The organism is Micromonospora sp. LZ34 (genome assembly GCF_052981855.1).
Genome location: NZ_JBRIQN010000085.1, coordinates 1 through 14,753, shown reverse-complemented (window position 1 = coordinate 14,753; position 14,753 = coordinate 1). Strand labels below are relative to the sequence as shown.

The following is a 14,753-nucleotide window of genomic DNA, read 5'->3' as shown; positions in this document are numbered from 1 at the left end:
CGTTGTACTTCTTCGGTGCGGGCATTACTGGTGTTCCTCCCAGGTTTCGATGTCTCCATCAAACCCGGTGCGAAACAGGACGCCATCCGCGGGGAAGCGTGGAACCCCGGCTACGGCTCCTGAAGCACCAGGTGGAACTGCCGGGCTCGATCACCCGCATCCATCGGGCGGGCGGATTCGGAGGCTCCCGCTCGACCACGGTCATGGTTCCTGGCCTCCCGTGAGCCTGTACCTCGACGACGAACAACTTGTGCCCATGAGTGCCAGCTGAGAACGTCATCGGCGTGGCTGACGTCGAGACCCTCCGGCGGCTAATGCCGCCTCCGGCCGAGATCGATACCCTTGCCGATTGGACACGGCTGGAGGAGTCCTGGGGCAGGAACTTTCCCGCCGACTATCAGCAGTTCGTGGCGCTCTACAGCGCCGGGACTGTCGGGAACTACCTCGCGATCCTCGAGCCCCAGCCACGAGCGGACGGGCCAGGCCCCGGGACCGGCGGCATGGTTCGGGAGACGGCAACGGCAGAACTCACGTGGGCAGAGGTCCAAGGGTCCCCGGAGCTGGCGGGCGCCAACCCCGTCCTCATCGCGTGGGGGGTGGACGCCAGCGCGGACATTCTCTGCTGGGACGGCTCGGATGAGGACCCGGATGCCTGGCCGGTTCTGGTGTTCAACCGGGACGACATGATTTGGCGGCGCTACGAATGCGGGATGGTGGAGTTCCTCGTCCGCGTACTCCGGTCGGACTTCGACGAGTGTCCCCTGGGGGGCCTGAACCTCTGGGGCATTAGCTCAACTAAGTTCCTGACCCCACGCGAGGAGAAGCGGCTGCTGCGGGTCGGCCTGGACCCGTGGACCGGCAAGCCCGACCCCTACGCCGGCATGTACCCGGTCTGACCGGGCAAGTGGCGGACGGTTCGGTGTGAACGTCGATGCAGCGCACATCCGCTGCCATCGGTTGTCATGCTGTGCGACAGAGAGTGGCATTCCCACGACCTACGAAGACGTGCCTACCGCGCTGGCCAGAGCCGGAACGTGACTACCGGGAGTGGCAACGTGCGATCAACGTTTCGCGCTTCCCGGCTGGTGCAGCAAGTCACGGCGAATGAGGAGAGGTCGTGTCGGTCTTGGGCTCCGGGTGCTCCCCGACGCCGGTACTAGGCCAATGGATGTCGGGGGCACCCGACGACCAGGAGTCTGTCTGGGTGGACGAGTGATCCTGTCTACCCTCAGCGGGGTCCGCGGACGGTGTGGTGCCGTGCCACCGCCTGGTCGGCGCCAGGTCGGCCCTCGGCGAGGGTGCGGATCGCGGTCAGCCAGGCGGTCGCTTCGGGGACGCTCGCGTGTCCGCCGAGTTCGACGGAGGCCAACGGATCCGGTGTCCAACCGCTGGCCAGGAGTTCCTCCCATTGCTGGGTGTTGAGGCTGAGGACGCGTAGCGCCGGGAGCCCGGCGACGGTGGCGACGTCCGTGACTGCAGCCTCGGCGAGGTCCAGCCGCACCAGGTTGGGCAGTTCCGCGAGCGCGGCGACCGATACCGGCTGGGTGTTGCCAGCCAGCGTCACGTATCCGATCGTCGGCGTTGCGGCCAGTCGCTCCGGCTCGAACCGTTCAGCCACGACGTGAATCTGCTCGACCGGCAGTCCGGGCGGGATCGACAGGTCCACGTACTCGGCTTTCTGCCGTACGTCGAGGATCCGGATCGAGCGGAGATGTGGGAAGCCGGCTAGGTCCGCGAGGCGTACCTGTGCGACCGCCCGGAGGTGGGCCGACTGGATCGCCGACGGGTCGCGAACCATGGCCATCGTGTCGACGAGCGTCCTACCGCCGACGTCGGTCTCCCACTCGTGATTAGGGGTGGTCCACCTGCCATCGTCCCAGCCCGCGTTGTCGCGCATCGAGGCGACGACGGACCGCATGATGTGCCGGATCGAGGGCGCGACGTACTGGATCGGGCCGTACACGTCCCGGCCGAAGGTGAGCAACTGGCCGTAACTGTCGAGGTTGGCTGGGTCGAGATCCACCGCGGCGTAGTTCATGGCGTAGTCCGGCGCGAAGGTCACCCACCAGTCGTTGCGCGACAACCGCCGGACGTGCCCGAACGGGTGAGTCTCGAAGACCACCGGGTCGTACTCGAACAGGCCGTCGTCCCAGCCGTACGAGCCAGGATCGCCTTCGTGGTACCACCGGACGACCTCCTCCAGTGGAGCCGGGCTGAACCGGCCCAGCAGACCCGACTCCTGCCTGTCGTCGTGAATCGTCCGGTAGAGGGCACGCACGTCCTCCGGCAGGCGTACCCCGAGCTGTTCCTCGACCGCGAGGATCTCCGCCTCGCTGTAGCCGGGAGCGAACCGCGGCGGTTCGCCACGCAGCCGGGTGTACCGCTCGACGAACTCCGCGACGAGGGCCTGCACCTCGTCGAGCACGGCTGGATCTGTGGGCCGCCCGTCGTTGACCGCAGCCGCCGGCTTGCTCATGCCGGGCTTCGGATGGTTCGGGTAGCGGTAGGCGGTATCGAGGACGACACGGGCCGGCAGCGACGGCAGGTCCCCGGAGTAGCTGACCACGTAGTCACCCGCCCGGGACGCGGCGAGCTCCACGACGAACTCACCGGTGACGCCCTCGCCGGCCTTGACCAGCCCCATCAGAGTCGACAGCCCGCGGTCCAGGTCGTCGTCCCAGCGGCCGATCAGCGCCCGGTTGCCCGCCGCGTCGTACGTCTGGCTCGTCCGGCTGATGTCGGTCAAGGCGACCTGCATCGAACCGTCCTGGATGAGCCCCGCGGCAAACGCCGACCCGAGGTCGTGCATGGCCGCTTCGATCTTTTCCACCCCGGGAGTGTGCCAGGCGGCACCCCCTATGCGTTAAGAGATCGTTTCAGTTTGAGTTGCGGAGTCTCCGGAGGCAGATGGCTGCGCAGGGCCAGGCTGAGCAGGGCTTGGTGGATGTCGGCGCGGCGTTCGTAGCGGGTGCGGAGTCGTTTGAAGGCGTGCAGCCAGGCGAAGCTGCGTTCGACGACCCAGCGCCGTTGGCCGAGTCCGGAGCCGTGGCCTGTGCCGCGGCGGGCGATGACGGGGGTGATTCCACGGGCGCGGACGAGGTGGCGGTACTTGTCGTGGTCGTAGCCGCGGTCGGCGTAGATCTTGCCGGGTCGCCGGAGCGGTCGGCCGCGGCGGCCGCGGATGGGTGGGATGGCGTCGATCAGGGGGATGAGCTGGGTGACGTCGTTGCGGTTTCCGCCGGTCAGAGTCACCGCCAGGGGTGTGCCGTCGGTGTCGGTGATCAGGTGATGCTTGCTGCCGGGCCGGCCGCGATCGACCGGGCTCGGCCTGACATGGTCCCCCCTTTGAGCGCGCGCACGTGGGAGGCGTCGACCACCGCGTAGGCCAGGTCCAGGGTCCCGGCGGCACGCAGTTCGGCCAGGAGCACTTTGTGCAGACGCTGCCACACGCCCTGCTCCTGGGAGCGGGCAAGCCGCCGCCAGCAGGTCGATCCGGACACCCCGAATGCCGAGGTCGGCAGTTGCTGCCACGGGATCCCGGTCCGCAGCACGAACAAGATCCCCGCCAGCGCCGCCCGATCGTCACGAGCCAACCGCCCCGGGCAGCGGAACCGGCGGCTACGAGCCGGGATCAGCGGCGCGATCCGCTCCCACAACCCGTCAAAGATCTCCCTCTCACGCACAGCCCACCGATCTACCGCCCGCCGCTATCGTCCACAAGCGACACGCCGAACTCAAACTGAACGATCTCTTAGGGCCTAGCGGCAGGTCGGCGGAGCGTGAGCGTACGGATCTGCCGATGAGCGTGCGTTTCGCCATGGCCGAAACTCCGCAAAGAACGGCGCTGGCTGTCCTGGCGCGGTGAAAGTGGCGCGGCTCGCATCACAGTTGCGCCGGCTGGCGCGCCCGCGACTAGCGGCCCGCCGAGACAGCCGAGTCCATCGCCTGGGCGAGCGACCACTTTCGGTCGCAGGGCGGCGGCGATCAGGTCGGCGACGTCCACTTCCGGCTTCCGTCAGGTGGCAACCATCACGGCGGGCGGCTCCGTGACGGTCGCGGGGGTGGGTCCAGTCCGCGACGGGTATTCGGATCTTGTGGGCAGGGGCTCCGGCTGGTCGATCGGGGCGGTGAGGACGCCGAGCAGCCCGGTCACTTCCAATACCCGGCGGACGATGGGTTGCGGGTGGGTGACCCGCATCTGGCGTCCGGCTTGGACGGCGGCGTTGCGCCCGGCGACGAGCGCGCGGAGTCCGGCGCAGTCCAGGAACGTAACCCCGGCGAGGTCGACGTCGAGTACAGCGGGAGTGTGATCGTGCAACACGCTGAGCAGCCTGTCGCGTAGGGCTGTTGCGGTTGCCAGGTCGACCTCTCCGACCACGGCGACCCGGGCCGTGGTCGGCGACGGGCAGGTCGTGGCGATGCGTAGCTGCGCCAACGCAGTCACGGGCGAAAACTTGGTGGACATTGTGTTCCTCCGGCCCAACTGCTTACAGGGATTGCTTGGTGAGCGGGCGGGGGCTGGGCCCGGGGCCGGGGAGGCAACAACCCGAATGCAGCGGGGCGTTGCAGGCTCGACGAGCTGCGTGAATCGGTACGACGCAGCTACCCCGAAGACTACTCGCAAAGGTCCTGCTGGGAGCCGCATGGTTTCCGCCAACCCGGCTCGGCGCCACGCGCCGATGCGTGCCCAACGTCGGTGGCGGCTACTGCTGATGGGATGACCCCCGGTGGTTGCCGCGGGTCACGGCGGGCTTCACGCGGGCGTGTCGCGTCTGGCGTGCAGACCACTCTCACGCAACGTCCTGTCATGCCGCCGAGCGGGTGTTGTGGTTCGACCTCCTGAGCGGAGAGCCGAGACCTGGCCGTTCGAGCGTCGGTGTAACGCGGATATCAGTCGCAGCCCGGTCCGGGGCTGATCTAGCGTGAAGCGGTGAGTGCGTCCTTGGCTGCTGCGCTCGATCGCCTGTACGAAGCATTCGCCCAAGTACCCCGGCCCTCGGCCATCGAGTACTGCCTCTGCTGCTTCGATCCCCAGGACGAGCATGCGTTGCTGACACCGACGCCGTTACGGCAACTCCCGGCGGAGACGCTGCAGCCGTACGCCGCAAACGTCATGTTCACGGTCGGCAGTTCCGCGGACTTCCGGTACTTCCTACCTCGCCTCTTTGAGATCGCCTGCGATGACGGGTTCGGCTGGCCGGACATGGAGCCACTGGTTAGCAGGCTGCGCTACGCGCAATGGACGACCTGGCAAAGCGATGAGCGTGACGCCGTCCGAGGCTTCCTCTCCGCCCTGTGGTCGTACAGTCTGGCCTGCCACCCCGACGAGGCGTACGACATCGACGCCATACTCTGCGCGATCGGCAACGCCGAGGTCGATCTGACGCCGTACCTGACCGAGTGGACCACAGCCCTCGCCCGACCGACTGCGGCGGCGCAACTGCGGTACCTGCTGAGCGACGGTTGCCGTTCGGATGGGATGACACGACGCCTCACCAACGCGTTCTGGCGGGACCGAGACGCGCAGGCCGCTCAGGTGGTCGCCTGGTTCTCGTTCGACGATCTGCGGCTGGCCGTGGCCGACGCGTTCGACGTCACATATGCCGAGCAGACCCTGCAAACCTTGACCGACATCAACGAGCTGTTGTGACGGCGACTTCGGCGCCCGACGAACCGCTGCGGGGTCATGGTCCGCCCCTACGGACACCTCCAGCGAACGCGCTGTCATCCGCTGACAGCGCGCGTCCGAGACGACCGGATCTGCCGAGAACAATGATGTTCGGAACCCCGTAAGATATGGCCAGTGGGGTGGGAGGCACTCGGGCAATGGGGTGAAGACGCCGCTCGCATCGAACCGCTCGCTGGCGGAGTCGCCAACGAAGTGTGGAGCGTTCGCGTCAACGGGCACCTCGCGGTCAGTCGTCTCGGCACCAGAAGCGACGCTGATCTTGCGTGGGAGACAGAGCTCCTCCAACACCTCGACCGTGAAGGTCTGACCGTGCCGGTCCCGATCCCGACTACGGACGGCCGACTGTTCGCCGACGGTCTGATGGTGATGACCTACCTGGATGGCGGACCGCCCGAGACGCAGGCCGACTGGCGTCGCGTGGCCGGCACGCTCCGCGAGCTGCATCGGCTGACGCAGGGCTGGCCGCAGCGCCCAGGCTGGCGATCGTCGACCGACCTCCTGCACACCGAGACCGGGACGAAGATTGACCTCGGCGCGATGCCCCCTGAGAGCGTTGCTCGATGCCGAGCAGCGTGGGCGCGGCTCACCGGACGTCAGACATGCGTCGTCCACGGCAACCCCAACAACCCTGGCAACGTCCGCATGACCGCGAGTCAGGTCGCGCTGATCGACTGGGACGAGTCGCACGTCGACGTCCCCGACCTCGACCTCGTGCTGCCCGACAACGCCGCCGGCCTCGACGACGGCGCGCTCGACATCGCCGGGCAAGCGTCGGCCGCATGGGAAGCCGCCGTCTGCTGGGACGACGAGTACGCAGTCAGGCGGCTCGCCGAAGTTCGAGCGGCCCCAGAACGCGTTCGAGGGGGATTATTGGCGGTCGAGTGCGCACATCTGCCGCTGAGAAGGCACGGAGATCCGGGCGGGTCCGACCCGCCTATCTGGTCCTGCCTGCCGGCCTGTCAGACTCCCGATCTTCAAGAGGCTGCTTCGTAACAGCGCTCGCAGATGCCGGTCGGCAAGGCGCCCACTGCCGCGCCCCCCGCGACGGCGCCTCGTCGGCCCAGCCAATCACTCGCGGCGCCGCCGGCCGGACCCTGCCGGAAAATGCCGCAGGTTCGGCACCCGTCGTGATCGCGGCACGCGCAGTCAAGTGGTGGGGCGGCACCGACTTGGTGCGCCGCTTCCTCTGGCACAGGTGAGCCTGGCAGCACGCCGTCATTCGCGGGGGCGAGCACGGGTTCACTCCGGTGGCGCCCCCGCTTCGGAGAGCGCCGCGAGGACGGCGGCGACGGCTGGCGGGTCGGGCGGGTCGCCGTACGTCGCGGCGTGGATGCGGCGGCGGCAGCCGGGTATCTCTGTAGCGTGCACGTCCGGCCGGTGGTGGGCCCGGAGCGCGAGGCCGGGCTGGGTGGCCACGCCGATGCCGGCGGCGACGAGGGACTGCACGACGACGATGTCGTCGCTGTGCGCGGTGATGCGCGGGGTGAAGCCCTCGCGCTGGCACGCGGCGCGCAGCTCCGCCTCGCACCGGTCGCACCCGCCGATCCAGGCGGAGTCGCGATGGTTCGCGAGCCGGTCGTCGGGCTGCCGGCTGAGCAGGTTGAGCGAGTCGTCGCCGATGTGCAGCAGGCGGATGTCCTCCTCCTCCACGGGAGCGTCGGCATACCGGAACACCAGCGCCACGTCGACCTCGCCGCGCCGCAGCATCTGCAGCGCCTCGACCGGGTGCCGCTCGATGGGGCTCAGTTCGATGCCCGGGTGCGCCTGGGCGAGCGCGGCGGCCGCCGCCGGTACGATTGTGCTCAGCGTGGACGCGTTGGCGGCCAGCCGGACCCGCCCCGCGTGCAGGCCGACCCGGGCGGCGAGCTCGCTGGTCGCTGCGTCGACTCGGCCCACGATCTCGGCGGCCCGGTGGGCCAGCAGCAGTCCTTCCGGCGTCAGCCGGATCCCGCGGCCGATTCGCTGAACGAGCTTGGCGCCGGTGGCGGCCTCCAGGCGGGACAGATGGTGACTCACTGATGGCTGGGAGTAGTGCAGCTCTCGCGCCGCCTCGGTCACCGATCCGTGCCGGGCGACGGCAGCCAGCACCTTGAGGTGGACCAGGTTCAGCATTTATCAACGATATCTATGTTTTCGGTGCCGGTTTGGCATTGGACGGTATACATCGGTCGGTCCGATGCTGACGCCATGACGACACGAACCGGCAAGGTGAGCTGTGACCTGACGATCTCGCTCGACGGGTACGCGGCCGGGCACAACCAGAGCGAACAGCGCCCGTTCGGCGACGACGGCGGTGACGGCTGGGGCAGCGAGCTGCACGCGTGGTACGAGAACAAGGAGGAGAACCGGGCCGAGATCGCCCAGATGACCGAGGCGAAGGCGTTCATCATGGGCCGCAACATGTTCGGCCCGGTGCGCGGCGAGTGGGACCGGCCGTGGACCGGCTGGTGGGGCGACAATCCGCCGTACCACGGCCCGGTCTTCGTGCTCACCCACCACCCGCGCGACCCGCAGCCGATGGACGGCGGCACCACGTTTCACTTCGTCACCGACGGCATCGAGTCGGCGTTCCGGCAGGCCCGCACGGCGGTGGGCGACGACGGCACCATCTCCATCCACGGTGGCGCGACCACCGTCAACCAGTACCTCGCGGCCGGCCTGATCACCGAGATGCGGCTGCACTACGTGCCGCTCACGCTCGGCGCCGGCACACGGTTGTTCGAAGGCGTGCCGCCGCTGAAGCTCGAGCAGGTGTCGTCCCGGGCGGCGACCGGGGTCACGCATGTGACCTACCGCGTGCTGTCCTGAACCGACGGTTCGATCAGGACCCGAGGTGTGGAACGCTGACGGGGTGTACGCCTTCGGTTTCCAGGGGTCAAGCGCACTGCTCACATTATCCGCATTACGTTGGGCACCGCGGCGATAGCGACCAGTCGGGAGCCGGTTGCGACCAGTCGAGGCCATGGCGACCGGCCACGGTGTCCGGGTGATTGAGGATGTAACGCGCGAGTCTCTGCCCGCCGGCCCAGGCCGACGCCCAGAGCGGCGGCGGGAGGATGTGCCCTGCCTCGGCTTCGAGCCGGGCCTGGAGGACGATCGCGTCCTCGGCTATGACCAGTCGCACCTCTGGCACCAGGGCCAGCCGGAGCCGGTCGAATGCTGGCGGTCCCGGCCGCGACTCGGGGGCTTACAGCGCGTGCAGCACCAGCGGTTCGAGGCCGGGCAGGACCGCGGTGTCGGAACGGATCGGCATTCGCCGGTCCGTGGTCTCAGCCACCACCGTGGCGACGGCCGAGGCCTCGTCGCCACGGCTTGGCGGAGTCAACGTCAGACCAGACGGATGTTGGCGGCCTGAAGGCCCTTCTGCCCCTGCTCGACGTCGAACTCGACCCGCTGGTTCTCGTCCAGGCTGCGGAACCCGTTCGATGAGATGGCGGAGAAGTGGGCGAAGACGTCAGGGCCGCCACCATCCTGCGCGATGAAGCCGAAGCCCTTGTCCGCGTTGAACCACTTGACTGTGCCGAATGCCATGTCTTCTCCTTTGAGTACCTGATGGAGCCACGTACGGGCCCTCGGTTGTCGCCGCTGCTGGTCCGGAAGCACCGGCAGAACAAAAAGCGCCTGGCGGGTTAGATACCCACCAGGCGCTGGCAAAGTATGCGACAAACCGAAGGCTGCAACGCGGTGAGGCTAGCACGGGCGCGCCGCGCGTGTCTTCGCTGTCAGCGCTGACCGCGCCGGCTACCAACCCGCGTGGCGGAAGAGAACGCCGCGGCGCCCCGTGGCGCGGACGTGGTTTCCGCGGCACTAGCCCGACGACTTTCCGAGCCTGTCCCGCGCGCTGCGCTGGCGGTCGATCCGCCCGTCGCTGTGCGCGGATCTGGGCGCCGCGTGGCGCTGTGGCCTCGCCGGTGATGCGCCGTCGTCGCTACGGGAGGCGTCACGAAGCGGCGCTCGCCCGGGGCGAGTTCGGTGAGCAGCGAGTCACCGGGCCCAAGCCGGGTGATCGTCGGGTTGATGCCGGCCTGGCGGGTGAGGTCGCGCACGTCGGTGACTTGGTCGTCGGTCATCAGGGTGACGACGGTGCCGCTCGCTCCGGCACGCGCGGTCCGCCCCGAGCGGTGCAGGTATGCCTTGTGCTCGGCCGGCGGGTCGGCGTGGATCACGAGAGCTATATCGTCAACGTGGATACCGCGCGCCGCGATGTCGGTCGCGACAAGCGTGCGGGCGTCGCCGGCAGAGAACGCCGCTAGATTGCGGGTACGGGCGTTTTGCGCCAGGTTGCCGTGCAGCTCGACGGCGGGCACGCCCGAGGCGACCAGTTGACTGGTCAGTTTCTTGGCGCCTCGCTTGGTGCGGGTGAAGACGAGCGTGCGCCCCGGGGCGGCCGTCAGGTCTATCAGGACGGGGAGCCGGTCATCGTGACGCACCCGGAGTACGTGGTGGGTCATCGCGGCGACCGGGGACATCGCCGAGTCTACGCTGTGGGTGATTGGGTTGGAGAGGTATCGCCGCACGAGGACGTCGACGCCCGCGTCGAGCGTCGCCGAGAACAGCAGCCGCTGGGAGCGGGGCGGTGTCTTGTCGAGGAGTCGCCGTACGACCGGCAGGAAGCCGAGGTCGGCCATGTGGTCCGCCTCGTCGAGCACCGTGACCTCGACGGCGTCGAGGATCGCGTGGCCGGTCGAAACGTGGTCGGCGAGCCGGCCGGGACAGGCGATGAGGATATCGACCCCGGCACGCAGTGCATCGACCTGTGGCCGCGCGCTCACCCCACCGAAGATCGTCAGGGTACGCAGCGACAGGGCGTTGGCCAGCGGTGTGATCGTCGCTTCGATCTGGGTCGCCAGCTCGCGAGTGGGCGCCAGGATGAGCGAGCGCGGGCGGCCGGGCAGCCGCGGAGACGTGGCGGCCGATAGCCGGGCGAGGACCGGGAGAGCGAAGGCGTATGTCTTGCCCGATCCCGTCCTGCCACGACCCAGCACGTCGCGTCCGGCGAGTGAATCCGGGAGCGTCGCGGCCTGGATCGGGAATGGCGTGCTGATGCCCGCCTGCTCGAGCGCGGCGACCAGGCGGCCGGGCACGCCGAGGGCGGCGAAGGAGGTGGGTGTGACAAGGGGTGTCTTGCTGGGGCGGCGTGCCGCCATGGGAGTCTCCGAACGTAAAAGGGGTCGCCCTGCACGGCGCTGACCGATTGGTCGCGGCGCGTGGTGGTCGACATCAGATGCAGGCCGTGGTCGGAACGGGCGGCCTGGTTGATCAATCTACCCGCGCCCCGGCCACACGATGGCTTTTTTGGGTTAGGGTTCGACGGGCCGAGCGAATCGGATCCAACGCCCGCCGGCGAGCGGCGGGATGCGGCCCGCTTATTTTCCGCACCCGGCTTGCACGTGCGAGCGGGTGGGTCGCGCGTTGGCGCGCAAACCTGGAGCAGTTCTTGACTGATGTAACCGCGCATGACTCGAATCTGTTCCGTGATGCACCGGGAGCAGATGCGCCTTTCGACCACACACCTGCTGTTGACGCAAGTTCGGCTGCGATGACCCGCCTGCGCAACCCGTTCCGTGTCGAGGGTGACCACGACCGGAAGCCGACGGGCGCCCATCGGCCGCTCGTTAGGCATCACGACGCCAGGGAGCCCAGTCAGTAAGGGCAGCGCCCAGCTGGTCGCGCAAGCCGACACGGGTTGCTGTTGCGCAACTCGTCACGTCCCCGCTCTGCGACCGATCGTCGTCCGACGCCACGCTCGCCGTGGGCCTGGCGGGCATGACCCGGCTCAACGCGGTCACCAGCCCCCCGGCCCGAGAAGCCCCACCTATTGACCGCCCCGCCACAAGACCATCCGTCGCACTCCTCCACCCCGCCAAGATCTCAGTTACCGTACGCGGTGCCTGCGCCACCTTATTAACCACAGGACCGCGCACCCGAACCGGCCGCGTTGAGCCCGGGAGGATCACGTCGATGGACAGCACCTTGGTGCAGCTGACGCTGGGAGTTCTCGCCGTCGCGGCGGTCTTCGCCGCCGCGATTCTCGGCGCGCTCCTGCTGACCGCGACGCCGCTGCGCCCGCCCGCGCCCCGACCACCCCGCAAGCGCAAACACCCCTCCGCACCACCAGACCTGGCGCGATAAGTCCTACCGGCGCTGGGGTGGAACTGGCCGCCCCGTGGGTAGTCTGTCGGCTGCTTGCCGCACTCGACAGCTTCGGTCGGAAGCGGCGCCGCTTGAACGGCGTGCGCACGCTGCCGTGGGCGCCCTGGTAGCCCTTGTCGGCGAAGGTCATCACGTCCGTGCTGGTCAGGGCGTCGATGATGCCGTGGATGCGGGCGGCGGTGAGGTCGTGCGTCGAGCCCGGCAGTGCCGGTGAGGCCCATACGAGCCGGCCGGCGGTGTCGGCGATGACCTGCACGTTCACGCCGTGCCTCTTGTGCTTGCCGGAGTAGTACGGCCTCTGGTCTGCCACGCGGTCGATCGGAATCAGCGTGCCGTCCAGGATCGCGTACGCCAGTTGCCGGATGCGCCGCATCGCCGTGGACAGGTCCTCGGCGACCGCTGCGAGCAGCACGATCGCTTCCTGCACGTAGCGCCAGGCGGTGGCGACACCGACGGCGAACCCGGCGGCGAGCCGGGTGTAGGTGTCACCGTTGCGCAGGTGGGTCAGGGCGAGCAGTGCCTGTCGGCCCGGACCGAGACGCCGCCACCGGGACCGATGCTGGTTACGGGTGCTGGCGGATGAGGTCGGCGAGGTGGTTCAGAGTTCGGCTGGACAGCGAGATCGTGGAGGGGTAAGACGGCACAGGCGAGGCTCCCGGTCGGGGCATCGGATCTTGGTCGACTGCTGTCTTACCTGGAGCCTCGCCCTCATTGATCTCCGGGCTCGCCGCATCCGCCCTGAGCTGCAAGATCAGCTTGGAAAAGGCTCAATGGTTCGGGGCTGTCGAGTAGTGGATGGTCTGGGCGACGATCAAACCCTCGCGGACGACATAGGTGTCAGCGCCGTCGTGCACCTTGGTGTCGACGCTGCGGCCGGTCCAGGCCAGCATCGCCACGTCACCGTCGTGGAGTACCTGGTGGTACCGGTATTCGCTCTCGGGCAGGTAGCTGTTGAGGATCTGGGCGAGTTTGCGTACGCCGTCGTGGCCATGGTTGACCCCTTCGGCAGACATCAGCCGGACGTGGGGGTGGTAGTTGTGGGCCAGGTCGCCCTCGAGGTCGCCGACCCGGCGGCGGCGCAGATGGTCCTCCACGACCTCTCGAGTAGAGCGGGTCACCGGTACCTCAACTCGATCGACAACACTTCTCTCAGAACCTCGCCCGCACCGATCTCGTGCAGTCGCCGTCCTACCTGGGTTATCTGTTGGAGCGCGCCCAGTGTCAAGGTATCGGTCGGAGGTGGCAGGCCCGTGACCGATAGCTCATTCGATCCAGGTAGGGGAGGAGTACTTGTGTGACGAACCTCGGCGCCGGACAGCTAGGCGCCCTTGAGTACTCGGGGCTGACTGGGCTTGGTGGGGGCGTTCCGCCTGAGTTCCGCCAGCTGGTTGCCAAGGTCCTGCAACTGCTCGCCGGTCAGCCCTTCCCGCACGGCCGGGAAGAACACTTGCTCTTCCTCCTCGATGTGTTGCAGCGTCGTCGTGATCAGGACCATGGCCTTGGCGTCGAAATTCTCGTCCTGCGGGGTCATGCCGGCGAGTTCGAAGCAGAGGACGTCGACTAGGTGATGCTCCTCGAAGGCTTGCAGCACGTCTGCCTCCAAGTCGGGCAGCATCATCCGCGTCGCCGGGTACATGCATTCCTCTTCGATGTAGGAGTGTGCGGTGAGCGCTTGGACGATCTGCTGGACAACCTCCCCCCGCTTCTTCGTGCTGCCGTCCCCGCTCTCCTCGAAGGCTTGGAACAGCTTCCGCATCTTGTCGTGCTCAGCCGTCAGCAACTCGATGGCGTCATTGGGCATTGGGTCCTCGCATTAGGTCCTTCCCGGCGGCTGCCGGCGTCTACCGAGCGTAGCGTCGCAAATGCCGTAGTTCGGATATTTCCGACCCGACGGCACTCCCGTTCCACCTCACGTGGCGTATGCCCCTGGCCCGGACGACGTCGGGCGAACGGGGCGTTTGAGGCAATTTGGTGCCGCATTCCACGGCGTGCCTCTGCTGATATAGGCGCAGGCCAAGGGACCCAAAGGCGGCCGCCCGCCGGCCTTTCGACCCGTGGCCCATGCTCGTGGCGGTTCGGTCAGCCTGGCCCGTATCGGCCTGACCCTGCGATCCCTGTCGCCAGCTCACGGCATGCGCGCTGAAGAACCGCACCGCGGAGAGGTCCACCGCGATCACCGGCACCGGTAGGCGGCAGACGCACTCCACCAACTCGGTGAGCAGGTGCGCGCTGCTCATGTCCACCTCACCCGAGACGGTGACCAGCTTTGCCGAACCGTCACTCGTCAGGGCCAACGACATGATCGGCTCACGGACCCGATCGACCGCCAGAGCAGACCGACGGCCTGCACGCGTACGAGATGTCGCGTTTCCTGACATGGCGCCTCCGCCGTCCACCGACGTCCCTCGTGCCGCGCGAGCGCGGCAAAGGAAGGCACTGGAGGGCGCATGTCTCGACCCGTGACTTGTCCCTACCCTCACGAGCCGGCCCCACACCTGCAGGTGTCGTGGCTTCAGTCAGCCAGTGCGACGGGCGTGCGGATCGTGCTGCTCGTACGTCGGGGAGGTTTCGTTGGGTGACGTGCTCCGCGGCGGCTGCCCGCTGGTCGTGCGTCAGCTCGACCCATCCCCGTACGGACGCGAACATGCCCATGGCGACGCAGGGTACCGAGACTCGGCGGCAAGGTAACGCTGAGAGCCTGGCTTGGGAGCCATGCATGGGAGCCACCGGGGCGAACGGAGCCGGACGAGCCTGGACCGATGCCGTTGCAGAGCGTGCGGCGACCAGCGCGACGGGAACGTTGCCGAACGGCTGCGGAGTGGTCTTGGGAATCTAGTTGAGTCGGCCTGGAGTGCGGTGTCAGCGTTGCCGCTGGTCCGTTTCTCCAGGCCGCTCGCCGAACCCGCCGTGC

At 68.1% G+C, this 14,753-nt stretch carries 11 protein-coding genes and 2 pseudogenes; 4 read left to right on the top strand and 9 right to left on the bottom strand.

Features of this window, described 5'->3' with window-relative positions; all coding sequences use genetic code 11:
- Positions 1–284 precede the first annotated feature (284 nt).
- Positions 285–896 (top strand): hypothetical protein, encoded by a 612-nt coding sequence (locus ACVCAH_RS35995; RefSeq protein WP_447140684.1) that lies wholly within the window; start codon positions 285–287, stop codon positions 894–896.
- A gap of 332 nt (positions 897–1,228) precedes the next feature.
- Here the strand turns inward: ACVCAH_RS35995 and ACVCAH_RS35990 are convergent, their stop codons facing one another.
- The 3 genes and pseudogenes from ACVCAH_RS35990 to ACVCAH_RS35980 form a co-directional block, all read right to left on the bottom strand.
- Positions 1,229–2,830 (bottom strand): SMI1/KNR4 family protein, encoded by a 1,602-nt coding sequence (locus tag ACVCAH_RS35990; protein ID WP_447140683.1) that lies wholly within the window; start codon positions 2,828–2,830, stop codon positions 1,229–1,231.
- Between the two features lie 46 nt (positions 2,831–2,876).
- A pseudogene (locus tag ACVCAH_RS35985) lies at positions 2,877–3,683 on the bottom strand (IS5 family transposase).
- A gap of 332 nt (positions 3,684–4,015) precedes the next feature.
- Positions 4,016–4,444, bottom strand: coding sequence for an STAS domain-containing protein (locus ACVCAH_RS35980; protein ID WP_447140682.1), 429 nt, complete (start codon positions 4,442–4,444; stop codon positions 4,016–4,018).
- Positions 4,445–4,930: 486 nt separating this feature from the next.
- Here ACVCAH_RS35980 and ACVCAH_RS35975 point away from each other — a divergent pair, with 486 nt between their 5' ends.
- Both ACVCAH_RS35975 and ACVCAH_RS35970 read left to right on the top strand, forming a co-directional pair.
- Complete coding sequence (locus ACVCAH_RS35975) at positions 4,931–5,650, top strand: hypothetical protein (RefSeq protein ID WP_447140681.1); 720 nt, start codon at positions 4,931–4,933, stop codon at positions 5,648–5,650.
- 153 nt (positions 5,651–5,803) lie between these two features.
- On the top strand, positions 5,804–6,682 hold the full coding sequence (locus tag ACVCAH_RS35970; RefSeq protein WP_447140680.1) for a phosphotransferase: 879 nt from the start codon (positions 5,804–5,806) through the stop codon (positions 6,680–6,682).
- 246 nt (positions 6,683–6,928) lie between these two features.
- Here ACVCAH_RS35970 and ACVCAH_RS35965 read toward each other — a convergent pair whose 3' ends face one another.
- Entirely contained in the window at positions 6,929–7,801 is an 873-nt protein-coding gene (locus tag ACVCAH_RS35965; protein WP_447140679.1) for a LysR family transcriptional regulator, read from the bottom strand.
- A 75-nt stretch (positions 7,802–7,876) separates the two neighbouring features.
- On the opposite strand from ACVCAH_RS35965, the gene ACVCAH_RS35960 reads away from it, so the two are divergent.
- Positions 7,877–8,497: a dihydrofolate reductase family protein gene (locus ACVCAH_RS35960; protein WP_447140678.1), complete on the top strand. Its 621-nt coding sequence runs from the start codon at positions 7,877–7,879 to the stop codon at positions 8,495–8,497.
- A 519-nt stretch (positions 8,498–9,016) separates the two neighbouring features.
- On the opposite strand, the gene ACVCAH_RS35955 is transcribed toward ACVCAH_RS35960, so the two are convergent.
- From ACVCAH_RS35955 to ACVCAH_RS35935, 5 genes and pseudogenes are all read right to left on the bottom strand, one after another.
- Positions 9,017–9,220 carry a cold-shock protein gene (locus ACVCAH_RS35955; protein WP_210778296.1) on the bottom strand — a complete coding sequence of 68 codons (204 nt, stop codon included), beginning with the start codon at positions 9,218–9,220 and terminating at the stop codon, positions 9,017–9,019.
- Positions 9,221–9,411: 191 nt separating this feature from the next.
- Complete coding sequence (locus ACVCAH_RS35950) at positions 9,412–10,836, bottom strand: DEAD/DEAH box helicase (protein ID WP_447140677.1); 1,425 nt, start codon at positions 10,834–10,836, stop codon at positions 9,412–9,414.
- A 1,019-nt stretch (positions 10,837–11,855) separates the two neighbouring features.
- Positions 11,856–12,486, bottom strand: a pseudogene (locus ACVCAH_RS35945) (transposase family protein); the annotation flags it as partial.
- A 123-nt stretch (positions 12,487–12,609) separates the two neighbouring features.
- A complete protein-coding gene (locus tag ACVCAH_RS35940) occupies positions 12,610–12,936 on the bottom strand; it encodes a nuclear transport factor 2 family protein (protein WP_447140676.1) in 327 nt (108 codons plus the stop codon).
- Between the two features lie 224 nt (positions 12,937–13,160).
- Positions 13,161–13,643, bottom strand: coding sequence for a hemerythrin domain-containing protein (locus ACVCAH_RS35935; protein ID WP_447140675.1), 483 nt, complete (start codon positions 13,641–13,643; stop codon positions 13,161–13,163).
- Between the last annotated feature and the right edge of the window lie 1,110 nt (positions 13,644–14,753).

What these genes read in the sequence shown, in the direction of transcription:
- ACVCAH_RS35965 (WP_447140679.1), bottom strand. Translation starts at nt 7,801, where the DNA reads ATGCTGAACCTGGTCCACCTCAAGGTGCTGGCTGCCGTCGCCCGGCAC.
- ACVCAH_RS35960 (WP_447140678.1), top strand. Translation starts at nt 7,877, where the DNA reads ATGACGACACGAACCGGCAAGGTGAGCTGTGACCTGACGATCTCGCTC.
- ACVCAH_RS35955 (WP_210778296.1), bottom strand. Translation starts at nt 9,220, where the DNA reads ATGGCATTCGGCACAGTCAAGTGGTTCAACGCGGACAAGGGCTTCGGC.
- ACVCAH_RS35950 (WP_447140677.1), bottom strand. Translation starts at nt 10,836, where the DNA reads ATGGCGGCACGCCGCCCCAGCAAGACACCCCTTGTCACACCCACCTCC.
- ACVCAH_RS35935 (WP_447140675.1), bottom strand. Translation starts at nt 13,643, where the DNA reads ATGCCCAATGACGCCATCGAGTTGCTGACGGCTGAGCACGACAAGATG.